The 23,627-nt window shown below is 65.4% G+C and carries 22 protein-coding genes and 1 pseudogene; 11 read left to right on the top strand and 12 right to left on the bottom strand.

Annotated features, from left to right (window positions below; genetic code table 11):
* Nucleotides 1-283: 283 nt before the first annotated feature.
* The 3 genes from CIT39_RS03000 (at nucleotide 284) to CIT39_RS02990 (ending at nucleotide 2,628) form a co-directional block, all read left to right on the top strand.
* Complete coding sequence (locus CIT39_RS03000; RefSeq protein WP_256471549.1) at nucleotides 284-418, top strand: hypothetical protein; 135 nt, start codon at nucleotides 284-286, stop codon at nucleotides 416-418.
* A gap of 317 nt (nucleotides 419-735) precedes the next feature.
* Nucleotides 736-2,076 carry a DUF2235 domain-containing protein gene (locus tag CIT39_RS02995; RefSeq protein WP_094973458.1) on the top strand — a complete coding sequence of 447 codons (1,341 nt, stop codon included), beginning with the start codon at nucleotides 736-738 and terminating at the stop codon, nucleotides 2,074-2,076.
* Nucleotides 2,077-2,382: 306 nt separating this feature from the next.
* Nucleotides 2,383-2,628, top strand: a complete 246-nt coding sequence (locus CIT39_RS02990) for a PilZ domain-containing protein (RefSeq protein WP_162308859.1) — start codon at nucleotides 2,383-2,385, stop codon at nucleotides 2,626-2,628.
* Between the two features lie 41 nt (nucleotides 2,629-2,669).
* Here CIT39_RS02990 and CIT39_RS02985 read toward each other — a convergent pair whose 3' ends face one another.
* The 5 genes from CIT39_RS02985 to cobS all read right to left on the bottom strand — a co-directional run bounded on the left by CIT39_RS02985 (nucleotide 2,670) and on the right by cobS (nucleotide 8,584).
* Nucleotides 2,670-3,077: a hypothetical protein gene (locus CIT39_RS02985; protein ID WP_094973540.1), complete on the bottom strand. Its 408-nt coding sequence runs from the start codon at nucleotides 3,075-3,077 to the stop codon at nucleotides 2,670-2,672.
* A gap of 143 nt (nucleotides 3,078-3,220) precedes the next feature.
* The gene (locus CIT39_RS02980; protein WP_094973541.1) at nucleotides 3,221-4,333 is read right to left on the bottom strand and encodes an NADH:flavin oxidoreductase/NADH oxidase; all 1,113 of its coding nucleotides are present in this window, start codon (nucleotides 4,331-4,333) and stop codon (nucleotides 3,221-3,223) included.
* 133 nt (nucleotides 4,334-4,466) lie between these two features.
* Nucleotides 4,467-5,549: an esterase-like activity of phytase family protein gene (locus tag CIT39_RS02975; RefSeq protein WP_094973542.1), complete on the bottom strand. Its 1,083-nt coding sequence runs from the start codon at nucleotides 5,547-5,549 to the stop codon at nucleotides 4,467-4,469.
* On the bottom strand, nucleotides 5,546-7,447 hold the full coding sequence (cobT, locus tag CIT39_RS02970; protein WP_094973543.1) for a cobaltochelatase subunit CobT: 1,902 nt from the start codon (nucleotides 7,445-7,447) through the stop codon (nucleotides 5,546-5,548). The genes CIT39_RS02975 and cobT overlap by 4 nt, the downstream gene beginning before the upstream one ends.
* A 138-nt stretch (nucleotides 7,448-7,585) precedes the next feature.
* Complete coding sequence (cobS, locus tag CIT39_RS02965; RefSeq protein ID WP_094973544.1) at nucleotides 7,586-8,584, bottom strand: cobaltochelatase subunit CobS; 999 nt, start codon at nucleotides 8,582-8,584, stop codon at nucleotides 7,586-7,588.
* Nucleotides 8,585-8,881: 297 nt separating this feature from the next.
* Between cobS and CIT39_RS02960 the strand changes: the two genes are divergently transcribed.
* Nucleotides 8,882-9,571: a DedA family protein gene (locus CIT39_RS02960; protein ID WP_094973545.1), complete on the top strand. Its 690-nt coding sequence runs from the start codon at nucleotides 8,882-8,884 to the stop codon at nucleotides 9,569-9,571.
* Between the two features lie 32 nt (nucleotides 9,572-9,603).
* Here the strand turns inward: CIT39_RS02960 and CIT39_RS02955 are convergent, their stop codons facing one another.
* Both CIT39_RS02955 and CIT39_RS02950 read right to left on the bottom strand, forming a co-directional pair.
* Entirely contained in the window at nucleotides 9,604-9,975 is a 372-nt protein-coding gene (locus CIT39_RS02955) for a nuclear transport factor 2 family protein (protein WP_094973546.1), read from the bottom strand.
* Between the two features lie 132 nt (nucleotides 9,976-10,107).
* Nucleotides 10,108-10,710, bottom strand: coding sequence for an NADPH-dependent F420 reductase (locus CIT39_RS02950; RefSeq protein WP_094973547.1), 603 nt, complete (start codon nucleotides 10,708-10,710; stop codon nucleotides 10,108-10,110).
* Nucleotides 10,711-10,836: 126 nt separating this feature from the next.
* Between CIT39_RS02950 and CIT39_RS02945 the strand changes: the two genes are divergently transcribed.
* A complete protein-coding gene (locus CIT39_RS02945) occupies nucleotides 10,837-11,766 on the top strand; it encodes a LysR family transcriptional regulator (RefSeq protein ID WP_094973548.1) in 930 nt (309 codons plus the stop codon).
* Nucleotides 11,767-11,791: 25 nt separating this feature from the next.
* Here CIT39_RS02945 and CIT39_RS02940 read toward each other — a convergent pair whose 3' ends face one another.
* Nucleotides 11,792-13,018, bottom strand: coding sequence for a citrate synthase family protein (locus CIT39_RS02940; RefSeq protein ID WP_094973549.1), 1,227 nt, complete (start codon nucleotides 13,016-13,018; stop codon nucleotides 11,792-11,794).
* A gap of 81 nt (nucleotides 13,019-13,099) precedes the next feature.
* On the opposite strand from CIT39_RS02940, the gene CIT39_RS02935 reads away from it, so the two are divergent.
* Nucleotides 13,100-14,194 (top strand): citrate synthase/methylcitrate synthase, encoded by a 1,095-nt coding sequence (locus CIT39_RS02935; protein WP_094973550.1) that lies wholly within the window; start codon nucleotides 13,100-13,102, stop codon nucleotides 14,192-14,194.
* Nucleotides 14,195-14,630: 436 nt separating this feature from the next.
* Here the strand turns inward: CIT39_RS02935 and CIT39_RS02930 are convergent, their stop codons facing one another.
* Nucleotides 14,631-15,266, bottom strand: coding sequence for a J domain-containing protein (locus CIT39_RS02930; RefSeq protein ID WP_094973551.1), 636 nt, complete (start codon nucleotides 15,264-15,266; stop codon nucleotides 14,631-14,633).
* 159 nt (nucleotides 15,267-15,425) lie between these two features.
* On the opposite strand from CIT39_RS02930, the gene CIT39_RS02925 reads away from it, so the two are divergent.
* A complete protein-coding gene (locus tag CIT39_RS02925; protein ID WP_094973552.1) occupies nucleotides 15,426-15,695 on the top strand; it encodes a BolA family protein in 270 nt (89 codons plus the stop codon).
* 30 nt (nucleotides 15,696-15,725) lie between these two features.
* On the opposite strand, the pseudogene CIT39_RS02920 reads toward CIT39_RS02925, so the two are convergent.
* From CIT39_RS02920 to CIT39_RS02910, 3 genes and pseudogenes are all read right to left on the bottom strand, one after another.
* Nucleotides 15,726-17,079, bottom strand: a pseudogene (locus tag CIT39_RS02920) (hemolysin family protein).
* A 67-nt stretch (nucleotides 17,080-17,146) separates the two neighbouring features.
* On the bottom strand, nucleotides 17,147-18,289 hold the full coding sequence (aroB, locus tag CIT39_RS02915; protein ID WP_094973554.1) for a 3-dehydroquinate synthase: 1,143 nt from the start codon (nucleotides 18,287-18,289) through the stop codon (nucleotides 17,147-17,149).
* Nucleotides 18,286-18,909: a shikimate kinase gene (locus CIT39_RS02910; protein WP_162308857.1), complete on the bottom strand. Its 624-nt coding sequence runs from the start codon at nucleotides 18,907-18,909 to the stop codon at nucleotides 18,286-18,288. Before CIT39_RS02910 ends, aroB begins: the two co-directional genes overlap by 4 nt.
* Before the next feature lie 146 nt (nucleotides 18,910-19,055).
* On the opposite strand from CIT39_RS02910, the gene CIT39_RS02905 reads away from it, so the two are divergent.
* The 4 genes from CIT39_RS02905 to CIT39_RS02890 all read left to right on the top strand — a co-directional run bounded on the left by CIT39_RS02905 (nucleotide 19,056) and on the right by CIT39_RS02890 (nucleotide 23,440).
* A complete protein-coding gene (locus tag CIT39_RS02905; RefSeq protein WP_014439243.1) occupies nucleotides 19,056-19,202 on the top strand; it encodes a hypothetical protein in 147 nt (48 codons plus the stop codon).
* A gap of 17 nt (nucleotides 19,203-19,219) precedes the next feature.
* Entirely contained in the window at nucleotides 19,220-20,179 is a 960-nt protein-coding gene (gene xerD / locus CIT39_RS02900; RefSeq protein ID WP_094973556.1) for a site-specific tyrosine recombinase XerD, read from the top strand.
* A gap of 273 nt (nucleotides 20,180-20,452) precedes the next feature.
* Nucleotides 20,453-21,415, top strand: a complete 963-nt coding sequence (locus CIT39_RS02895; RefSeq protein ID WP_094973557.1) for an acetyl-CoA carboxylase carboxyltransferase subunit alpha — start codon at nucleotides 20,453-20,455, stop codon at nucleotides 21,413-21,415.
* Nucleotides 21,416-21,922: 507 nt separating this feature from the next.
* On the top strand, nucleotides 21,923-23,440 hold the full coding sequence (locus CIT39_RS02890) for a L,D-transpeptidase family protein (protein ID WP_162308856.1): 1,518 nt from the start codon (nucleotides 21,923-21,925) through the stop codon (nucleotides 23,438-23,440).
* Nucleotides 23,441-23,627 lie beyond the last annotated feature (187 nt).

The following is a 23,627-nucleotide window of genomic DNA, read 5'->3' as shown; positions in this document are numbered from 1 at the left end:
CCTCGCTATCGGTTTGGCGCGGGCGTAGGCTCGGCTGCATCAGCGCATGCTTCTGCTTCGCAACGGGTGGGAGCCGAAAGTTACATGCGCCAGGGCCGGTGCCCTGTTCCGTGAGTGCGACCGGCGAACAGGCCGGCGCGAAAATGTCTCGTGCGGCCGACTTCGACGCAAAGGCCTGCAAGGCCGACGAGCCCGCCCTTCGCGCGGGTGCTGCAATCGGACGAATTCGAACCCCCAAGACTCGAACTCAAACACTCGAACCCCCAAAGAGGAGACTGACGTCATGGCCAAGGGACAGCAAAAGGGCAATCGCGAAACCAAGAAGCCGAAGAAGGAAAAAGCCAAGGTGATCGCCGCCGCGCCGAACCGCAAGGACGCCGCCTGGCAGCCGGATTTCGGGCCGGGGAAGAAGAAGTAGGGCGCTTCTTTCGCCATTCTGCGCCTCACGCAGGACGAATTTCGATCGCGCGATCTCGCTTGCGGCCATCCTTCGAGACGCCCGCCTTCGGCGGGCCCTCAGGATGAGGAGCGGAGCGCGTGGCGACAGCATCAACGAGCGACAATGCTGTTCAGCCTCATCCTGAGGAGGCGCGTCAGCGCCGTCTCGAAGGACGAGGCGTGCGCTCCGGCCGCGCAAAGCGTCGTTTGGCGCCGCGAAGGCAGAAGCGCCGTCTCCTCCCCGTCGCGCTTTTCGGCTATGCTCGCCCGGGTAGCATCACCGGGAGGGGTTGACCTGTGGAGCGCGAGCGCAAATCCGAGTCGAAGAATCTCGTCATCTGCTGTGACGGCACCGGCAACGAGATCTCGGAGAACATCTCCAACGTCCTGAAGCTGTATCGCTGCCTGCGCAAGACCGACCGGACACAGCCGCGGCAGATGGTGTTCTACGATCCCGGCGTCGGCACGGTGACGGAGCCGACGACGTGGCACCGCCTGAAAGCCAATATCAATCTGGTGCTGGGGCTCGCCACCGGCTACGGGCTCGATGACAACGTGCTCAGCGCCTATTGCTTCCTGGTCGAGCATTACGCGCCGGGCGACAGGATCTATCTGTTCGGCTTCTCGCGCGGGGCCTACACGGTTCGCGTGCTGGCGGGGCTGATCCACAAGGTCGGGCTGGTCAGGCCGGAGCAGGCCAACCTCGCGGGCTCGGGCCTCGTCGCCTACAAGCAATATTCCGGCACCGGGCGCGGCAACGACGTCGAAGACCTCAGCGATGTCGATTTCGACGAGCAGGGGCCGCTGCCGAAGGACCAGTTCGACCTCGCCGCCCAGTTCGCGCGCATCACCTCGACGCGCTGGCCGACCATCCATTTCATCGGCGTCTGGGACACCGTGGCCAGCGTGATCGTGCCGCGGCGCGACAATCTGTTCTTCCTGTTCAGCCTGGAGGAGCTCGCCTTCACGCGGCGCAATCCGAGCGTCAGGACCTTCCGGCAGGCGATCGCGATCGACGAGCGGCGTCGCATGTTCCGCCTGAACAAATATGAGGAGCCGCAGGAGTTCTGGAGCAACCGCTATGTGCCCGACGAAAAGAAGGTGCCGCAGGACATCCTGCAGGTGTGGTTCGCCGGCGTGCATAGCGACGTCGGCGGCGGCTATCCGGAGGCTAGAAGCGGCGACTCCAAATATCCGCTGATCTGGATGATCGCGGAGGCGGAGAAGGCGGGGCTGAACTTCAACCACGCGACCATCAGGCAGCTCGCCTGGGGCATCCAGCGCAAGAACTCGCCGTTCCAGTATGTCGCGCCTGATTACACCGGGCAGACCGGCGTGCTGCACGATTCCATGACGGCGGGCTGGCGGCTGCTGGAGTTCTTTCCGAAGCGCGCGAAGTTTCGGGAGTGGCCGGAGCGGAAGGTGTTTCTCGGCCTGTACATCCCCGATTGCGAGCCGCGCCTGATCCCCGAAGGCGCCCATGTGCATGAGAGCGTGCTGAAGCGGATCGCGGTGGAGCCGGACTACCGGCCGGTGAATTTGCCGAAGGACTATTTGACGGTGCCGATGCCGGTGGAGCTTGCTCCGCCTCTCCCGCTGGCGGGAGAGGCCGACGCGCTCGCAGGGCGCGGCGGGTGAGGGTTCTCACCACTCGGGGGCGCCCTCCACAATTCTCGACAATCCCGATGCGGAGACAGCCCCCACCCCAGCCCTCCCCCGCAAGCGGGAGAGGGAGCCGACCGCCGATGCGGCCGCATCTTGCACGCCAGATGCGATAGCCCTGCCTGGAGGCGGGAGGGCCCCACCCTGTTACCTTCGCTTTCTGCCCTCGCCGCTACTTTTCATTAAAATTCTCCCGCCCGCTTTAGCCGGATCGCATCGATTCATCCGCATCATTCTGCACAGGATCCGCCGCTACGCCTGCGGAATTGGAGGAGAGTGCCAATGTATCCGCGTAAATATGCCCGCGTGAAGCCTGCAGGGCTGGTGTCGCGCCAGGCCAAGATCATCACCGACCCGCGCGCGCCGGTGATCACCTGCACGCTGATCGACTATTCGCCCGGCGGCGCCTGCGTCGATCTCGGCGGCCAGGTGAAGATTCCCGACAGATTCGAGCTGCTGCACGTCAACACCAAAAAACGCTGCCGCATCGCCTGGAAGCGCGGCACGCGGGTGGGCGTGGTGTTCTAGCGGGACGTCTTGCTTACCTCCCTGGGAGGGAGAACAGAAAGCTACTTCCGCATCCTCGCTTTCGCGCCGCCGACGATCTGCATGGCGACGCCGGCGATCCAGCCGAGCAGGGCAAGCCAGGTCCATGCCAGATGCGGCTCGAGGCGGAGCACGATGACGGCGACGGAGGCGAGCGCGGTGAGCGTGGCGCAGAGCGTGCCGGCGGCGCTGAGGAATTCGGCGGCGTCGATCTCGCTATGCGCCTCGTCGAACGGCAGTTGCGGCGTGTCGATGCCGAGATAGAAGCCGACGAAGCCCAGCACCATCATCAGCAGCAGAAAGCCCTGCGTGGTGAGCGCCGATATCGCCGCTCCCACATAGGCGCCGACGAACAGCCCGCACGCCGCGCCGGCCATCGCAAGCCCGACGCGCTCGAACACATGGGCGGTTTTGCGAACACGAAAACGCATGGCAGGCCTCCGCGAGGAGTTGGGCGGGGGCAAGGTTAGGCCAGTTTTGCGCGAGGTGGAAGCTGAGGAGATTTACGGAGGGGGGGGTGAGTCGGCACCCTCTCCCCGTCTTTACGACGTTCTTGCGGGGAGAGGTCAAGACGCTACCGCGCCCCGAAATTGGTCTTGCCGAACAGCGCCTTCTGCGTCGAGGGCTGCGAGCGCCAATATTGCGGCGGGGCTTCGACCTCGCCGCCGACTTCGGCGGCCGCGTGCCAGCCCCAGCGCGGGTCGTAGAGCATGCCGCGGGCGAGCGCGACCATATCGGCCTTGCCGGATGCGACGATCTCCTCGGCCTGCTTGCCCTCCGTGATCAAGCCGACGGCGATGGTCGGCAATCCGGTCTCGCGCTTGATGGCCTCTGCGAACTGCACCTGATAGCCGGGGCCGAGCGGAATCTTCTGCAGCGGCGAGACGCCGCCGGAGGAGGCATCGATCCAGTCGACGCCGCGCGCCTTCAGCGCTTTTGAAAATTCGATGGTCTGCGCCAGATCCCAGCCGCCCTCGACCCAGTCGGTCGACGACACCCGCATGCCCACGGGCTTGTCGTGCGGAAACACCGCACGCACCGCGTCGTAGATTTCGAGCGGGAAGCGCATGCGGTTTTCGATCGAGCCGCCATATTCGTCGGTGCGCCTGTTGGAGATCGGCGACAGGAACTGATGCAGGAGATAGCCGTGCGCGCCGTGCAGCTCGATCGCGTCGATGCCGATGCGCTCCGCTCGCTTCGCGCTGTCGACGAAGGCCTCGCGGATGCGCTTGAGGCCCGCTGCGTCCAGCGCCAGCGGCGCGGCCTCGCCCTCCTTGTGCGGCAGCGCCGACGGCGCCACCGTCTGCCAGCCGCCCTGCTCCACCGGAATCAGCTGGCCGCCGTCCCAGGGCCGCGCGCTGGAGGCCTTGCGGCCGGCATGCGCAAGCTGCATCGCGATCGCGGTGGTGGAATGCTTGCGCACCGAATTGAGGATCTGCTTCAGCGCGGCCTCGGCGGCATCGCTGTAGAGCCCGAGGCAGCCCGGCGTGATGCGGCCGATCGCCTCGACATGGGTCGCCTCGATGCAGAACATCGCCGCGCCCGACAGGCTGAGATTGTTGATGTGGGTGAAGTGCCAGTCGGTGGCGACGCCGTCGTCGGCCGAATATTGGCACATCGGCGATACCACGACACGGTTCTTCAACGTCAGGCCGCGCAGCTTGATCGGGGAAAACAGGACGCTCATGCGGGGAGTTCCGGTAAGAGGGGCAATGCGAGGAGTGTAGTGAGCGACGCGCGGATTGCCAGCCGTGCGGGGGAATGGCGGCTAGCCCCGGCGTGCATTTCGGCAATCATTCGTCGCGAGACGGCGCCGCCGCCTATTCCACCAGCGTGAATTGCAGCAACAGGGTTCGCTGCAGCATCGAGAAATTGTCGTCGGAGATCAGCGTCAGCACGGTCTCGCCCTCGCTCGTGACGTGGGCATCGATGCCTTCCATGTTGTCGACCTCGTGGCCGAGATCGGCGGCGAACAGCGCGGGGCCGTCGACCAGCGCACCCGGCGCGATCGACTTCAGCGGAATCGAGCGGATGCGGATGTTGACGCCGGTGAACCAGGAGAATTTGCGCTCGAGGATCAGAAGCTCGCCGGAGGGCAGCAGCACGGCATCGCTGATGTCGTATTTCTCGGTGCGCCGCACGCTGAACTGGCCGGGCGTGGGACCGCCGATCAGGAAGGCTGTGAGGTTGCCGTCGGCGTCCAGCCCGCGCTCGGAGAAGGCGATCAGCGTGCCCGCCAACGGCATGTTCCGGTCTTTGCCTTTGGGCACGACGACCAGCGCCTCCAGCCCCTTGTTGAAGGGCAGCTTGCGGATTCCCGCCGGCACCGGCACCACTTCGCCGCGCGCGCGCGTGCCGCCTTTGGAGAAATCATAGCGCAGGATCTGGTTGACGCGCTCGAGCCCGACATAGACGACGTCACCCTCGCGCGCGATCGATTCCGAATCCCACCACAGCCGCTTTTCCGTGATCGGCCGCCCCTCGGCGCCGAGCAGCGGCGCGGCCTCGACGTCGTCGAGCCCGGCCATCTTGCCGCCGGAATAGCGGATGCGACCGGTGAACCAGCCGCCCTGGTCGGAGACCGCGAGGAAGCCCTCGCCCTTGGCGTCCAAGCGGATGCCGGACAAGCCGCCAAAGCCGCGATAGGGCGAGGTCAGCACCAGGCCGCTGCGATAGTCCAGCGAGCCGAAGCGGGTGCGCGTGCGGTCACGCGGCTCGAAATTGGGAATAGCGCGTGCGTTGACCTCGACGCTGACAGGCTCGACGACGGCGTTCTCGACCTGCAGCGCGCGCGGCGGCGGCTCGGCCGCCGCCTGCGCCCGCGCCAGGCGGGAGACTGCGAGAGTGGAAAATCCGGCCGCCGCATAGCCAATAAAGCTGCGGCGGGACGATTGCGTGCTCACGAATGCAATTTGCGTCGCGGGCGGCCGGGTGCTTGCGTCGGCGCGGTGTTGGTCTCGCTGAAGAGCTCCGCGAGCTTCTCGGTGATGGCGCCGCCGAGCTCCTCTGCGTCCACGATCGTCACCGCGCGGCGATAGTAGCGCGTCACGTCATGGCCGATGCCGATCGCGATCAGCTCGACCGGCGAGCGGGTCTCGATCTCCTCGATGATGTGGCGCAGATGCCGCTCGAGATAATTGCCGGGATTGACCGACAGCGTGGAATCGTCGACCGGCGCACCGTCCGAGATCATCATCAGGATCTTGCGCTGCTCGGGCCGGCCCAAGAGGCGCTTGTGCGCCCAATCCAGCGCCTCGCCGTCGATGTTCTCCTTCAGCAGCCCCTCGCGCATCATCAGGCCGAGATTCTTTCGCGCACGGCGCCAGGGGGCGTCGGCGGATTTGTAGATGATGTGGCGGAGGTCGTTGAGACGGCCGGGATTGGCCGGCTTGCCGGCGGCAAGCCACGCCTCGCGCGATTGCCCGCCCTTCCAGGCGCGCGTGGTGAAGCCGAGAATTTCAACCTTGACGCCGCAACGCTCCAGCGTGCGCGCGAGAATGTCGGCACAGGTCGCCGCGACCGTGATCGGGCGCCCGCGCATCGAGCCGGAATTGTCGAGCAGCAGCGTCACGACGGTGTCGCGGAACGTCGCCTCCTTCTCGTGCATGAAGGACAGCGGCTGGTAGGGGTCGATCACCACGCGCGACAGCCGCGCGGGGTCGAGGATGCCCTCTTCGAGGTCGAACTCCCAGGCGCGGTTCTGCTGCGCCATCAGCTTGCGCTGCAGCCGGTTGGCGAGGCGGGCGACGATGCCCTGCAGATGCGCGAGCTGCTTGTCGAGATAGGCGCGCAGCCGCTCCAGCTCGTCGTGGTCGCAGAGGTCTTCGGCGGCGATGACCTCGTCGAACTTGGGCGCGAAGGCATGGTATTCCGGCCCGCGGGGCTCGTTCTTGCCGCTCGAGTTCGGACGCGTCGCCTCGCCCGGCGTCTCGTCGTCGCCGAGCTCGCCGTCGTCGAACGTGTCGGAGGTCGAGGCCTGCGCGCTTTCCATCGCGCTCTCGCTCATCTCTTCCGAACTCGCCTGCGCCTGGTCGGCGCTCATCTCCTGCGCGGCGTCGGAATCGGGCGAGCCTTCGGCGCCGGACTGATCGTTGTCGCCGTCCTGGTTCTCGTCGTTCTCGTCATCGTCTTCGCTGTCGGCGGAGCGCTCGTCGCCGATATCGAGCGCCGTCAGCAGATCGTGCACGGCGTCGCCGAACCGGGTCTGATCCTCGACCAGGGTATCGAGCCGGTCGAGCCGCTTGCCGATCTTGTCTTCGAGAATGGGACGCCAGAGATCGACCATCTTCTTCGCGGCGGTCGGCGGCGCCAGGCCGGTCAGGCGCTCGCGCACCAGCATCGCCAGCGCGTCCGCCAAGGGCGCGTCGGCGCGGTCGGTGATCTCGTCGAACTTGCCGCGATGGAAATGGTCGTCGAGCATCGCGGTGAGGTTCTTGGCAACGCCCGCCATACGGCGCGCGCCGATCGCCTCGACGCGAGCCTGCTCCACCGCCTCGAACACGCCGCGCGCCTGCGGATTGCCGGGCATCAGCTTGCGATGCAGCTTGGCGTCGTGACAGGCGAGCTTGAGCGCGATGGAATCGGCGTGTCCCCGCACGATCGCGGCGTCGCGCTTCGTCATCTTGCGCGCGGGCTCGGGCAGCCGGGCCTTGCCGGGCGCGAGGCCCGGCCGCTCAGCGGCGAAGCTGACATCGAGCTCGGGCGACTTCGCGATCGCCTTCAGGCAGGCCGCAACCGATCGCTTGAACGGCTCGGTCGGGGCTTCCTTGGTGTTACGGAACTTGCTGTTGGAGGTGGTCATTTCACCCTATCCGTCGTCCCGGCGAAAGCCGGGACCCATAACCACCGGCCGTTGTCGGCCAGGAAACCATCGGCGTCGCATCATCGAGAGACCTCGCGGTAATCGCCCCGGCCTCGGCCGGGACGATACCGAGAGAGATCAGGACAGCGCCACATTCACCGAGGATTCCGGCAGTTCGGCGTTGAAGCAGCGCTGGTAGAACTCGGCGACCAGCGGACGCTCGAGCTCGTCGCATTTGTTGAGGAAGGTGACCCGGAACGCAAAGCCGATATCGCTGAAGATGTCGGCGTTCTCCGCCCAGGTGATCACCGTGCGCGGGCTCATCACCGTCGACAGATCGCCATTGGCGAAGGCGTTGCGGGTGAGGTCGGCGAGGCGCACCATCTTGTTGACGATGTCGCGGCCTTCCTGGGTGCGATAGTGCTTGGCCTTCGCCAGCACGATCTCCACTTCCTCGTCGTGGCTGAGATAGTTCAGCGTGGTGACGATCGACCAGCGGTCCATCTGGCCCTGATTGATCTGCTGGGTGCCATGATAGAGGCCCGAGGTGTCGCCGAGGCCGACGGTGTTCGCGGTGGCGAACAGCCGGAACGACGGATGCGGCTTGATCACCTTGTTCTGGTCGAGCAGCGTCAGGCGTCCCGAGACTTCGAGCACGCGCTGGATCACGAACATCACGTCCGGGCGGCCGGCGTCGTATTCGTCGAACACCAGCGCGACGTTGTGCTGGAGTGCCCACGGCAAAATGCCGTCGCGGAATTCAGTGACCTGCTTGCCGTCGCGGACCACGATGGAGTCCTTGCCGACGAGATCGATACGGCTGATGTGGCTGTCGAGGTTGACGCGCACGCAGGGCCAGTTCAGGCGGGCCGCGACCTGCTCGATATGGGTGGATTTGCCGGTGCCGTGATAGCCGGTCACCATCACGCGGCGGTTGCGGGCAAAGCCGGCGAGAATGGCGAGCGTGGTGGCGCGGTCGAAGCGGTAGTCGGAATCGACTTCGGGCACATGAGGATCGACTTCGGAATAGGCGGGGACTTCGAGATCGCTGTCGATCCCGAACACCTGACGCACCGACACCTTCATGTCGGGCAGACCGGAAACTTCCTCAACTTTGGACATGGCGGCGGTCGTCATCAATCCTCCGAGGTCCCGGGCGGTCCCGAAACCGGTTATTCGCACGTTGGCTGCGGCTGGGTGCTGAATATCAACTTATCAGAGACAGCTGGCCGGCAGAAGCCCGCCCTCCAATCAAAGTTCCACTGTCTTTTCATTTAGATAGGCAAGGAACGCAGTTTTTGGAGGGCTGCCTTGCGAATCACGCTCGAATTTCGGGCGGGAGGGCGGCCCTGCCTGCGCGAATGGCACTTTCGCCGGCTCCGCTTACTTATGTAGGGTCCAAGCCCCAGTGCTCCAACCCTCCACAGAGACGACGTGACGTCCTTCCTCGATCCCCTCATCTCGTTCGTCTCGGCCCATCCGTGGCTGGCCTATCTGACCCTGTTCCTGGCGGCCCTGCTCGAAGCGGTCCCGGTGGTGGGATCGGTCATCCCCGGCTCGACCATCATCCTGGCGCTGAGCGCCCTGATCCCGGGCGGCGAGCTGAAGCTGCAATGGGTGTTGCTGGCGGCAGCGGTCGGCGCCGTGCTCGGCGACGGCTCGGCCTACTGGATCGGGCACCGGCAGCAGCGCGAGATCCTCAACACCTGGCCGCTGACCAATTATCCCCGCGTGGTCGCCGAGAGCGAAAGCTTCTTCCACCGCTTCGGCACCTGGGCGGTGTTCTTCGCCCGCTTCGTGCCGCCAATCCGCGCCTTCGTGCCGGTCACGGCCGGCGCGCTGGCGATGCCGCCGGCGAAATTCTACGCCGTGAACATCCCGGCCATCCTGGTCTGGGCGCCGGCCCACGTGCTGCCGGGCGTGCTGGCGGTGTCGGCCCTGCATGAGTATGCCGGGCTGCATCACGATGGGCATGTCGGCAAGCATATCTGGATCCTGACGGTGGTGGCGGTGGCGATCGCGGGCGGCGTTGGCGTGTGGATCTATCGCCGGCGGAATGGCGGCGGTGTCGCGGAAGCGAAGCCGCGGGCCCAGGGCACAAGCTTAGAGAGCGAGGGTCGCTGACCAATTATCCGCGCCGAAGCCGCGGCCTCCTCTCACGGCGCATTCAGTAACACCCAGAGCCGCGAGATCTTGCCGCTTTCGATTTCGGCCACGTCGGTCCCCGTGACCGCGACCGGCCCATGTTCGGGCCCGGCGTGCCAGGCCAAATGCCCCAAGCCGTGATGCCCGACGGCAGCACCATCGGGCACGAACCTGAACGTTGACCCAAACTGCTTCAGAAGATCTCCCGCAACGCGCGATATGTCCTCCCGTCCCCTGACGATATTCGTCGGCTCGTACATGATCGGCTCTTCAACGAAGAGCTCGGCTATAGCTGCTCTGCGCTTGTCATCGTCCCGTTCGTTGAAGACGCGCTCCAGATTCGAGCGAAGCAGGTGGTCGAAATCGATATCATCGGTTTTCATCGTATGGCCTTTCTGATCTTGCCGAAGCGCCCGGCATCACGGCTGAGCCTGTTTGCAGCCTGTTGCTCGAGGGAATGTGCATGATTGGCGATGCGTCACGGATCCGTTCGGCGACCGTCCGCAACGGAGCCATCAACCGAACCTGACCAGGTTCAGCGCGGGCAGCGGACCACCGGGGAACTGGACCAACCTGCCGCCGATGGCGAGCGAACCCAGATCGATGCCGAAGAATCCGAGCCGCTCGATCAACGTGCCGACGGCCGCCTTCGCGCCGGCATCGTCTCCGGAGTAGAACAAGACGCGCCGGCCGCCCTCGCTCGCCGGGTCGGCTGTCAGGAGTTGCGGCAGCAGGTGATTGAATGCCTTCACCACCCGCGCACCGGGAACCAGATCGGCGAAGATTTCCGATGAGGCGCGCCCACCGAGTTCGGCCGGCTTGAACAGCGGCGCCTCGATCGGATTGTTGGCATCGACGACGGTGCGCCCGCCAAATGCCGGCAGACCGGCAAGCGCAGCAGGCAGCTTCGACCAGTTGACCGCGACGAACACGATGTCCTTGGCAGCCGCCTGCTCGCGGGTGCCGGCGGTGACCGGGGCACCGATCTCGGCCACGATCGCTGCGAGGCTCTCCGGGCCGCGGCTGTTGGACAAGGTCACTGCAATGCCCTTGCGCGCGAAGGCCTGAGCAAGGGCGCGGCCGATATTGCCCGCGCCGATGATGCCGATGGTGGACATTCAAATACTCCGAGTTGTTTGAGGATCAGCCGCGCCGATCGATGACCTGACGATGACCTAAACATTCCCCTTTGATTAGGGTGATATCGCTCGTAATATTTTCAACGATTGCTTGTGAAAGAGTTCATGGAAACACTGGCGAACCTGGAATCCTTTATCCGCAGTGCCGAGTGCGGCAGCTTTTCAGAAGCTGGCCGAAGACTCTCGCTGACTCCTGCCGCCGTCAGCCGCAACGTCGCCATGCTGGAGCGCAATCTCGGCGTCCGGCTGTTTCATCGGTCGACACGGAAGCTGACGCTGACTGAGGCCGGCGAGACGTTTCGCTCCGCAATCTCCGACAAGCTCGACGGCCTTCAGGCAGCCATTGCCGGGATATCGACCGGCAGCAAGGAGCCGGCCGGCCTTCTCAAGGTGAGCCTGCCGCCGACATTCGGCGCAGCCCATATCCTTCCTCTGCTTCCCGCCTTCCTGGCCCGCTATCCACGGGTGCGTCCTGAGTGGCACTTCGAGAACCGCCAAGTCGATCTGGTCGGCGAAGGCTACGATGCGGCCATCGGAGGTGGGTTCGAGTTGTCACCGGGTCTTGTGAGCCGAACCCTTGCACCGGCACATATCGTCGCGGTGGCATCTCCAGCCTACATGTCCGGGCGCATACCGCCGACCAGGCCGGATGAGTTGGCGGGGCTCAATGGCATCGTGATGCGCTCACTGCAAACCGGACGCATCCGGCACTGGTCGATGCGCGATGTTTCAGGGCGCGAAATTCAGGCCTCGCTGTCCGAGTCCATCGTGCTCAACGATCCCGCCGCGATGCGCGAGGCGGCGCTGTTGGGCCTCGGAGTTGCCATGCTCGCGACCGCCGACATCCTGCCCGCGCTCGAAGACGGCTCGCTGCTCCGCCTGGTGCCGCGCTGGTATTGTGACGCCGGTGCGATCTCGATCTACCATGCATCGCGCAAATTGGTGCCCGCCAAGACAAGAGCCTTCGTGGATTGGGTTGCGGAGGCATTCAAGAAGAACCGGCTCGCCGAGCGCTCCGCTGGAAGTCTGAGCTGACAAACACCTCCGCGGAGCACGTCTCCTAAGTCCTGGAGTCCGTCACCACCCTCCGCCCCGGCGCCGGCCCGACATACCGCGCCCGCGGCCTGATCAGCTTGCCGAACTGCAATTGCTCGCTGGCATGCGCGATCCAGCCGACGCTGCGGGCCATCGCGAACAGAGCGAGCTCGCTGCCGGCGGGCAGGCGCAGCGCATGCACGAGCACGGCGAGCGCATAGTCGATGTTCACGAATTCGCCGGTTGCCTCCGCGATCCGCTCCGGCACTTCGCGCGTGAACTTTCGCGGCGCGCCGGCGCGCGAGAGCGCGTTCAGCAGCGACTGCGCGCGGGGGTCGCCGCGCTTGTAGACGCCGTGGCCGAAGCCGGCGAAGCGCTCGCCGAGCGCGACGCGCTCACGCACCATCGGGGCGACGTCGCGGTCGACCAGCGTCTTGACGAGCTGCGAGGCCAGCACGCCGGCGCCGCCATGCTTGGGGCCTTTCAGCGCGGCGAGACCGGCGATCACGGCGTCATAGAGATTGAGGCCGGTCGAGGCCGCGCAGCGCGCGGTGAAGGTCGAGGCGTTCAGTTCGTGATCGGCCAGCAGCACGAGCGCGCGACGGATCAGATCAGGGGCGTGCTTGTTGTCGGCGGCCCAGGCCTTTGCGATCTGCTGATGCAGCGGCTCGGATGACGGCTCTGAATTGAGCATGGTGGCGACGAGAAGACGGACGATACGTCCGCCGACCATGGCGCGGCCATCCGGTGCACGCGTAAACGCGCGGGGATCGACGCTCGCGGCCAGCGCGAGCACGGCGATGGCACGGTCGATCGGCGCGGCCCGGCGCGCGGCTTGCCCGATCATGCGCATCTCCTCGGAGAGCGCAGGCTGATTGTCGGAAGCGAACGGATCGACCTCGGAGACGTCCCAGAGCAGCGTCGCGGTGTGCTCCAGCGTGTCGTTCTCGGCGAGATCGACGCAGTTGACGCCGCGATAGATCGCGCCCTCCTCGGTGATGGTCGAGATCTCGGTGTCCATGACGGGCAGGTCGGCGTCGAAGCTGCGCAGGCCGCGCGGCTCGGGCGATGGCACGCGGCGCTCCTTCAGGGCGCGGACGTCCTCGGCACGGTAGCGGTTCTTGCGCGAATCCGGCGTCGGCTCGGAGCGGATCAGGCCGCGGCTGACATAGGCGTAGAGCGTGGCTGGCGAGATCGCGAGCTCGGCCGCGGCCTCGCGGGCGGAGAGGTAGAGCTCCGAAGAATTTTTCATATTGATTTATGTAATCAAGATTGATCAATCTGTCGAGAGGCCCGAATTTTCTTGGTGCAACGCAAAAAGGAGATTTGTGCCATGAACATCCACCTCACCAAGAGCCAGATCGGGCTGGACGGCGTTCCGGCGGCGGAGACCGTGTTGAGCCATGTCGACGGCGAGCGCGGCGAACTGATCATCGCCGGCGAGCAGGTCGGCCGCCTGGCCGCTATCTCGAGTTTTGAGGGCGTCACTGCCCGGCTCTGGAACGGCGCCAGCAAGACCACCCTCACCGAAGCCGAAGTGCGCTCACACTTGGGCGCGGCACGCGAGCGCGCCTTCGCGCGGCTGCCGGACCTGCTGCCGGCGACGCGCGGCATGAGCATCGTCGACGGGTTTCGCGCGGCGGTCGCAGGCCTTCGCGCTGAGAACGGGCTGGAGCACGAGGCGACGATCGTCGGCGCATTTCCCGTGATCGCGGGCGCGCTGGTCCGGCGCGCCGGGGGGCTCGAGCCGGTCGCGCCCGATCCGAATGCGAGTCATGCCGCCGACACCTTGCGGATGCTGCGCGGCGCCACGCCTGAGACGCGCGAGGTCGCCGCGCTCGATGCCTATCTCGTCACCGCCAGCGACCACGGCATGAACGCCTCGACCTTTACCGCGCGTGTGGTGGCCTCGACGCAAGCCGATCTGTTCGCCGCGGTGACGGCGGGCTATTGCGCGCTCACGGGCCCGCTGCATGGCGGCGCGCCGGAGCCGGTGCTGGAAATGCTCGACGCGATCGGCTCGCGCGAGCGCATTCAGCCGTGGGTCGATGCGGCGCTGGCCCGTGGCGAGCGGATGATGGGCTTTGGCCATCGCGTCTATCGCGTGCGCGATCCGCGTGCCGATGTGTTGAAGACCGCGGTCGAGGCGCTGGCCTCCAACGGCACCGATTTGCCCTTTGCCGGCGAGGTCGAGGCCTATATCCGCAGCGCGCTGCGCAAGAAGAATCCGGAGCGGCCGTTGGAGACGAATGTCGAGTTCTTCACCGCGATCCTGCTCGATGCGCTGGCGATTCCACGACAGGCGTTCACGCCGATCTTCGCAGTGGCGCGCGCCGCAGGCTGGACCGCCCATGCGCGCGAGCAGCAGCGGACCGGGCGGTTGATCCGGCCTAGTTCGTCCTATGTCGGCGCGATGCCGGCCGCCTAGTGCGGGAGCACATCGCTGCCGCGCGAAACCGGGCGTCACGCGCATGCGACGGAACGACTCAGCGGCGACCGGGAACAAAAGCGCGCTCGGCGCATTCATGCTCGCCCCAATAAAACTCTTCAGGGGCGAACAAGAAAAGGAATGATAATGAAGAAGCTCACTTGCGCCCTCGCTGCGGGAACGCTGCTCGCTCTCTCGTCACTCGCAGCACCAGCCAATGCGCTGCCGGCTCACCCTATCCCCAGCGCATCGGTTTCCGGGGACGTCGTGAACGCACGCTATCATTACGCTCCGCGAAGAGTCTGTACCGTACGCACCGTCGTCACGCGCGGCTATCATGGACGCCGCATCGTCAAGCGCGTTCGCGTTTGCCGGAGCAGGTGACATTGAAGGTGCCGTCCGCTCACCAGCGGGCGGCATCCGGCGCGGTGAGGCCTTACGCCTCCCGCACCACGGTCTTCAGATAATTATACGCCTTGATGATTTCGATCAGGCGATCCTCGGTGGAGCGGTCGCCGCCATTGGCGTCGGGGTGGTGCTGCTTCACCAGCGCCTTGTACTTGGTCTTGACGTCGGCGAGCGTGGCGCTTGGGCCGAGGCCCATGACATGGAGCGCCTTGCGCTCGGCGTTCATGACCTTGCGCGTCTCGGCCTTGGGCGGAGCGTCCGGACCCTTCCGCCAGCCGGTGCGGCCGTTGAGCTCCTGGAACATACTGAAGGGATCGAAGGCGCCATCGATCTCGGCTTCCGCGCCCTTTTTGACGCCGCCATTGGCGCCCATCTTCCAGGTCGGACGATGGCCGGTCAGCGCGTCCTTCTGGTAGCGCGCGACGGCGTCGGCATTCATGCCGGAGAAGAAATTGTAGTTCTGGTTGTACTCGCGCACATGGTTCAGGCAGAAGTGCCAGTACTCGCGCTGGTTCTCGCGGCCCTTCGGCGCACGATGCGCGCCCTTGTTCTGGCATCCGGCCCATTCGCAACCGACCGCGGTGTCGCGCGGCTTCACTTCCGGCTGCTTGCCCCGCGGCTTGACGCGGATGGAGTCGAAGAACTTTGATGAATCGATCGGCATGGCTGACTTTGACTACGCAATGCAAAAACCTTCAAGTCTTGACATTGCAATTAGCTGACCACGGGTCGCCGAAGTTTCACTTCGGCCGTCTTTGAAGTACGGCCGCCAAAGGCCGCCTGCGCAATTGACGGGGCGCTTGCGCAGGTTTTAATGGCACTCATGGTTATGAAAGACACTATCAGCAACAAGTTGCAGGAAGCTTTCACGCCGGAAAGCCTGCAAGTCGTCGACGAGTCACATTTGCATGAGGGCCATTCCGGCCATCGGCCGGGCGGTGAGACGCACTTCCGCGTCTATATTGTATCCGATGCCTTCAAAGGGAAGAGCCGGGTCGAGCGCCATCGCCTGATAAATTCGGCGCTGGCCGCGGAACTGGCAGGCAGCGTGCACGCGCTGGCGATTCAGGCCAAGGCGCCGGGGGAAGGTTGATCCGCCTACCCTCCTGGGGAGGGCAAGGAGTCAAAACGACGTCCCCGCCCGTCGCGGCTTGGCCCCTTCCAGCTCCGCCTCGCGCGGCACCGGTGAAATACGGAGCGCGGTGATGCGGTTGCGCTCGCGGCGCAGGACGCGGAAGCGGAAGCCGTGGAAGGTGAAGCTCTGGCCGCGGTCGGGGATCGAGCGCGCCTCGTGGATGACGAGGCCGGCGACGGTGGTTGCCTCTTCATCGGGCAGATGCCAGTCCAGGGCGCGGTTGAGGTCGCGGATCGGCACCGAGCCGTCGACCACGACCGAGCCGTCCGGCTGGGCCCGCACGCCGGCAACCACGACGTCGTGCTCGTCGGAGATGTCGCCGACGATCTCCTCGAGGATGTCTTCCAGCGTCACCAGGCCTTCGACCTCACCGTACTCGTCGACGACGAGCGCGAAATGGGTCTTGCGCCGGCGGAACGCCTTGAGCTGCTGGGATATCGGCCGCATTTCCGGTACGAACCAGGGCGGCAGCATGATGGTGGTGACGTCGATGCGCGAGGTATCGCCGTCGGATGCACGGATCGCCCGCAGGAGATCCTTGGCATGCAGAATGCCGATGATGTTCTCCGACTTGTCGCGCCACAGCGGAATGCGGGTGTATTCGGTGGCCAGCACCTCCCGCACCAGCTCCTCGGGCGGCAGATCGGCATTGATCATCACCATGGCGGTGCGGTGAACCATCACATCGGACACCGTCAGTTCGCCAAGACGGAAGACATTGTGAATGTACTCGGCCTCACCGCTCTCGATCTTGCCGTGCACGGCCGATTCCTCGACCAGGCCCTCGATCTCGGAATCCGTCAGGATTTCGTGCTGCGAAAACTCCTGGACCCCGATCAGACGCAGGATCGTGCTCGAGGCCGCGTTGAGGCACCAGCTCAGCGGATAAAACACGAGGTAGGAGACATGCAGCGGATACACGATCCACTGCGACACCGGCATCGGCTCCCTGATCGCAAGCGTCTTCGGTACCTGTTCGCCGATGACGATGTGCAGCGAGGAGAAAACCAAAAAAACCCGCCACGAACGAGGTGAAGTGCAGCGTGGCCTCCGACAATCCGAACGGACGGAGGACCGGGCTCAGCAGGGCGGAAACGGTCGGCTCGCCGATCCAGCCAAGCCCAAGGGAGGCCATGGTGATGCCGAGCTGACAGCAGGCGAGATAGGATTCGATGTTTCCCATCATGGTCTGCAGCAGGCGCGCGCCGAAGCGGTTCTGCTCGACCATGGCCTTGACGCGAAAGCCGCGGCTCTTCACCAGCGCAAATTCCGCTGCCACGTAAAACGCGTTGGCGGCGAGCAACAGGACCGCAAGCAGCAGATTGATCGAGATCGAACTCATGTTTGCCTCGCGGCCGCCTTGACCTTCCGCGCGTCTTCGCGGGCGGCCGATCCAAACGGTCCCGCCATCACTGCGCCAATTTCGACTGCAGAAAATCGCGCACCAGCGTCGGCTCGACATCCTTTGCTATCACGGCGCGCCCGACGGCCTCCAGCAGGATGAAGGTGAGCTTGCCGCGCGTGACCTTCTTGTCCTGCGCCATCAGCGCCATCAGCGCGTCGGCGTCGGCAAGCCCCTCCTGCGCGAAGCCCGCGATATCCTGCAGGCGCGTCGGCAGGCCGGCCTCGATCAGATGCCGTTCGACGCGCGACGCCTCGGCTTCGCCGATCATGCCGAGCCTGGCCGAGAACTGCGCGGCCAGCGTCATGCCGATGGCAACGCCCTCGCCGTGGAACAGACGGTCGGAGAACCCGGTCGCGGCTTCCAGCGCGTGGCCGAAGGTGTGGCCGAGATTGAGCAGCGCGCGCTCGCCGGTCTCGCGCTCGTCGCGCGAGACGACGCCGGCCTTGGCGCGGCAGGAGGTCGCGATCGCATGCTCGCGCGCCGAACCGCCCTTGACGATGTCGGAATGGTTTGTCTCCAGCCAGGTGAAGAACGCCTCATCCCCGAGCACGCCGTATTTGGCGACCTCGGCATAGCCGGCGCGAAACTGCCGCGGCGACAGCGTGTCGAGCACGGCGGTATCGGCAATGACCAGCACCGGCTGGTGGAAGGACCCCAGCAGGTTCTTGCCCTGCGGCGAGTTGATGCCGGTCTTGCCGCCGACGGATGAATCGACCTGCGCCAGCAGCGAGGTCGGCACCTGCACGAAATCGACGCCGCGGCGCAGGATCGCAGCCGCAAAGCCGGCGAGATCGCCGACCACGCCGCCGCCGAGCGCGATGACGAGATCGTTGCGTTCGATCCTGGCGGCGATCAGGGCTTCGCTGACCTTCTCCAGGCCGGCATAGGTCTTGGAGATCTCGCCTTCCTCGACCACGATGCGCGAGGTCGGGATGCCGCTCGCGGCGAGCGAGGCCTCAGCGGGCTCGAGCCAGTGCTTTGCCACGGTGCGATCCGTCACGATCGCCGTGCGCACGCCGGGGCGCAAGGCCGCGACCCGTTCGCCGAGCGAGGCCAGCACGCCGCGGCCGATGACGATGTCATAAGCGCGATTGCCCAGCGCGACCTCGACATTGACGGGATCGGAATGTTTCAACGGCGCAGTCATCTTGACGCACTCACAACGTCGGCAGGTGGTTGGGCGGCTTGGTCACCACAGAGATGCGCGCGCAGCGCCTCGATGGTCTCATCGACGATTTTGTCGTGCGGCACGTCGCGCGAGGCGATGGTGAGGTCGGCGTTGGCGTAGACCGGCTCGCGCTCGGTGAGGAGGCGCGTCACGGTTCCCTCGGGGTCGGCGGTCTGGAGCAGCGGGCGGTCGGCGCGGCGCCGCACACGGCGCATGATGACGTCGTGGTCCGCCTTGAGCCAGACCGACACCGCCTTCGCGGCGATGCGCGCGCGCGTCTCCTCGCGCATGAAGGCGCCGCCGCCGGTCGCCAGCACCACCGGCCCGCCGTCGAGCAGCCGCGCGATCACCCGCGCCTCGCCGTCGCGGAAATACGCCTCGCCGTGGCGCTCGAAGATCTCCGGGATGGTCATCTGGGCCGAGGTCTCGATCTCGGTGTCGGCATCAACGAAGGGCAGCCTGAGCCTGACAGCCAAACGGCGGCCGATGGTGGATTTGCCTACCCCCATCATACCGACGAGCACGATCGAGCGCGCCCCGAGCGCCGACAGGATGTCGGTCTCTAGCGAAGCTGGTATCGGCAAGGCGGCGTCGGACATGAATCTCGCTCGATCTGCCGCCAAAGGCGGCACGCTTTGGCCACCTATACGACCCCCTTGGGGCCCTCGCCAGAGGACTCTTGCCACGAAACGGCGAACATGTTGGATGATTTCATTGGTTAATTTGTCAGCCGGACCCCAGATCGATGCCCAGCCTGTTCCGCTTCCTGACGGTCGTCGCCGTGATCGCAGGCATCGTCTATGGCGTGGTCTTCGCACTGGCCAATTTCGTCAGTCCCAAGTCGCGGGAAATGACGGTGACGATTCCGCCGGACAAGTTTCTCAAGAAATAGGAGCTAGCTTCCAGGGCATGCGCAACCCGCCCTCAGATGCCAAGCTTACCGGCCTGTTCCTCGACATGCTCGCGGCGGAACAGGGCGCCGGGCCCAATACGCTCGACGCTTATCGCCGCGACCTCACCGATTTCTCGGAATTTCTGGGCCGCATCGGGCACAGCTTTGCCGACGCCGAGACGCAGACGCTGCGCGACTACCTCGCCGATCTCGACAGTCGCGGCTTCAAATCCACCAGCGTCGCGCGGCGGCTGTCGGCGATGCGGCATCTCTACCGCTTCCTCCTCAACGAGCGCATCCGAGCCGAGGATCCCGCCGCGATCCTGTCCGGCCCCAAGCGCGGCCGCGGCCTGCCGAAGGTGCTGTCGATCGCCGATGTCGACCGCATGCTGACACGCGCCAAGGAATTGAGCGAGGCGGAGGATGCTTCGCCGTCGAAGCGGCTGCGGTCTTTAAGGCTCTACTGCCTGCTCGAGGTGCTCTACGCCACGGGCCTGCGCGTCTCCGAGCTGGTGGCGCTGCCGCGCTCGGCGGCCAAGCGCGATGCGCGCATGATCGTGGTGCGCGGCAAGGGCAACAAGGAGCGGCTGGTGCCGCTCAACGAGGCCTCGCGGCAGGCGATGGCGGATTATCTCGCCGCGACGGAGGCCGCGAAGACGGAGAAGAAAAAGGACAGCCTCGCCGCTTCCAAGTGGCTGTTCCCCTCGTTCGGCGAGAGCGGGCATCTGACGCGGCAGCATTTTGCCCGCGACCTCAAGGAGCTCGCGGTCGCCTCGGGGCTGCAGGCGCGGCTGGTCTCCCCGCACGTGCTGCGCCACGCCTTTGCCAGCCACCTCCTGCACAATGGTGCAGACTTGCGCATCGTGCAGACCCTGCTCGGCCACACTGATATTTCCACGACGCAAATCTACACCCATGTGGTGGAGGAGCGGCTGAAGAGCCTCGTGCGCGACCTGCACCCGCTGGCGGAGAAGTGAGACTGTAGCCCGGATGAGCGCAGCGACATCCGGGTCCGGTCGTGCCTTACGCGCCATCCCGGATATCGCTGCGCTCATCCGGGCTACAGGCCAAGGGTAACACCCGAAACCGCCTTGACTTCGGCCACATCTCCGCAGAAAGAGCCGGTGCCTCCGCATGATTTGATGGACTGGCTCACGAGCACACAGGTCAACTCATTGAAGAAGCTACAGTTCTTTCCGCCGATCTAAATCCGCTTCGCTCGCCAGCCCCGTCCTCCCTATATTGAGTTGATGCAAGACCAGATGCGCAGCTATCTCGACTTCGAAAAGCCCGTCGCCGAGCTCGATTCCAAGCTCGATGAGCTCAGGGTCATGGCGGCCGCCGGCACCGACATCGCCGACGAGATCGGGCGGATCGAGGACAAGGCGGCGCAGGCGCTGGCCGACCTCTATCAGAACCTGACACCGTGGCAGAAGACGCTGGTCGCGCGGCATCCGCAGCGGCCGCATTTCAACGACTTCATCAAGGGGCTGATCACCGAGTTCACCCCGCTCGCCGGCGACCGCAAGTTCGGCGAGGACGAGGCGCTGGTCGCAGGCTTCGGCCGCTTCCGCGGCGAAGCGATCTGCGTGATGGGCCAGGAAAAGGGCGATTCCACCGAGAGCCGCATCAAGCACAATTTTGGCATGGCGCGGCCGGAAGGTTATCGCAAATGCGTGCGGCTGATGGAGATGGCCGAGCGGTTCGGCCTGCCCGTGCTGTCGCTGGCCGATTCCGCCGGCGCCTATCCCGGCATCGGCGCCGAGGAGCGGGGCCAGGCCGAAGCCATCGCGCGCTCGACCGATGCCTGCATGGCGCTGACCGTGCCGAACGTCGCCATCATCACCGGCGAGGGTATGTCGGGCGGCGCCATCGCCATCACCACCGCCAACAAGGTCTTGATGCTGGAGCACGCGATCTACAGCGTGATCTCGCCGGAAGCGGCGTCCTCGATCCTCTGGCGCGACGGCACCAAGGCCCAGGAAGCCGCCAACAACATGAAGATCACCGCCCAGGACATGCTGCGTTTCGGGGTGATCGACAGCATCCTCAAGGAGCCGGTCGGCGGCGCCCACCGCGACCCCGCCGCCATGATCGCCACCACGGGCGACGCCATCGCCAAGGCCTTCGACGAGCTCCGGGGAATGGACGGAACCGCCATCCGCCAGCAGCGGCGGCAGAAATTCCTCGATATCGGCCGCAAACTGGGTTGATTCGGGCTGGTTTAGCGCCGCAACGGCGGTGCGCTCCCTCCCCCGCCTGCGGGGGAGGGTCGGGGAGAGGGTGTCTCCACTCGCGACACTCCCAATGCCGAGCGAGCCCTCTCCCGGCCTCTCCCGCAAGCGGGAGAGGTGAAGAGCTCCCCCGGTAACCCCGCGTTAACCCTTTTTCTGCCCAAATCAGCGATCTCAGTGAGGGTTCGGCCGCAAGGCCCAAGTTCCGGCCTGATTTAAGTCTCTGTTGACCACACCATTGGGCCAACGGCCTCGTGATCCCCGCTCGGGTTGCGACCACATGACCCAGCGGTTAGAATTTTAATCAATGGCTTCAGGGCATAGCGCTGGGGCGTGAGCTGACAAAGCCCGTCACGACGGGTCCGGTTCGCCGGTCGGATCATGCGCCAAACGAATTGGGGTTAGCGCATCAATGCCCGGCACGCTGTGGGGTACGTCTTGATTTCTCGTTCGCTTGCTCGCGCGCTTTTGGCTTCGGTTGCGCTGATGACCGCCAGCGTGCTGCTGGCCGGCTGCGACACCGACCAGGTCTCGCTCGCGAACAACGCCAAGGCCAACCAGCCGGTGCCGCCGAAGCTACTCGCCGCGATGGTCGAGAAGGACATGGATCTGCAATCGCCGATCCTGGTGCGCCTGTTCAAGCAGGAGGCCGAGCTCGAGGTCTGGAAGCAGACCCGCAACGGCCAGTTCGCGCTGCTCAAGACCTATCCGATCTGCCGCTGGTCGGGCGATCTCGGCCCCAAGGTGCGCGAAGGCGACCGCCAGGCGCCGGAGGGATTCTACTCGATCAACCCGAGCCAGATGAATCCGCAATCGGCCTATTACCTCTCCTTCAACACCGGCTATCCGAACGCCTTCGACAAGGCGCTGGGCCGCACCGGCTCGCAGCTGATGGTGCACGGCGACTGCTCCTCGCGCGGCTGCTACGCGATGACGGACGAGCAGATCGCCGAGATCTATTCGTTGGGGCGCGAGTCCTTCTTCGGCGGCCAGAAGGCGTTCCAGCTGCAGGCCTATCCGTTCAGGATGACGCCGGTAAACATGGCCAGGCACCGCAACAATCCGAACATGCCGTTCTGGAAGATGATCAAGGAAGGCTATGATCATTTCGAGGTGACGCGGCAGGAGCCGAAGGTCGATTTCTGCGAGAAGAAATACGTCTTCGACGCGACCCGCGCGCCCGATGCGAAGCGCGATCCGGTGTTCGACGCCTCGGCAAAGTGCCCGGCCTATGTCATCCCCGAGGACGTCGTCGCCGCCGTGCGCGGCAAGCAAGCCAGGGACGAGGCGGAATACGCCAAGCTGGTCGCCAAGGGCACGCCGGTGGCGCGCATGAACACCGGCATCGACGGCGGCATGAACAAGATCTTTGCCGCAAAAATTCCGGAAGGCTCGACCGGCCTGTCCGAAGGCGCCGAAGGCACGACGCTGCAGATGCTGGCCATGGCCAAGGCGCCGGGCACGATCCCCGGCCACGTCAATCCGCCCAAGCCGAACCTCGACAGCGTGGCGTCCGCGCCTGCGCCGCAGGAAGAGCCGGTCGTCGCCGTCAGCGCGCCCGCAACCAGCACCCGCGTCGCCACGGCCCAGCCTGCCGAGAAGCCCCAGGAAAAGTCCGGCGGCTTCTTCTCGAATCTCGGCCGCAAGATGGGCATGGGCTCGTCCGAGACGACCGCCACCACCCCGCCGCCGCAAGCGACCGCGTCCGTGGCCCCGGCCACGACGACGCCGACCACCGCGGCGTCGCGGCTCAAGGCCGCCGTGACCCGGTTCGTGCCGGGGCATGACAAGTCCAAGGAAGCGGCGAAGGAAGCTGCGAAGCCGGCCGCGACCGTGGCCGCCAAGCCCGCCGAGCCGGCAAAGCCCGACACCCGCCTCGCCCAGACGCGGCCCACGCTGAAGCCGTCGGTGAGCGATGGCGCGAGCGAGGCGACCCAGATCATGGGCGCCGCGCCGGTGGTGTCGTCGAACTCGTTCGAGAGCAGGTTTGGCGCGGTGAAGTAGGCGGGCAAGCGATGCTGCCCCTTCCAAAGTGAGCCAAGCACAACGTGCTCATTTTCCTTCCCTGCGGATGGGCTCACCGCTGGAATAGCCGCATGCGATCCGCCACCCTGTCGGGACGTTTGATCGCGCAAAGCGGAACGCAAGAAATCGCGACTTGAGAACAGCAGGAGAAAAGTTCGTTGTAGAG

The sequence above is a fragment of the Bradyrhizobium symbiodeficiens genome (assembly GCF_002266465.3).
Classification (GTDB): Bacteria; Pseudomonadota; Alphaproteobacteria; order Rhizobiales; family Xanthobacteraceae; genus Bradyrhizobium; species Bradyrhizobium symbiodeficiens.
Note: the sequence above shows the minus strand (reverse complement) of the source record. Positions and strands in the feature narration are given on the sequence as shown.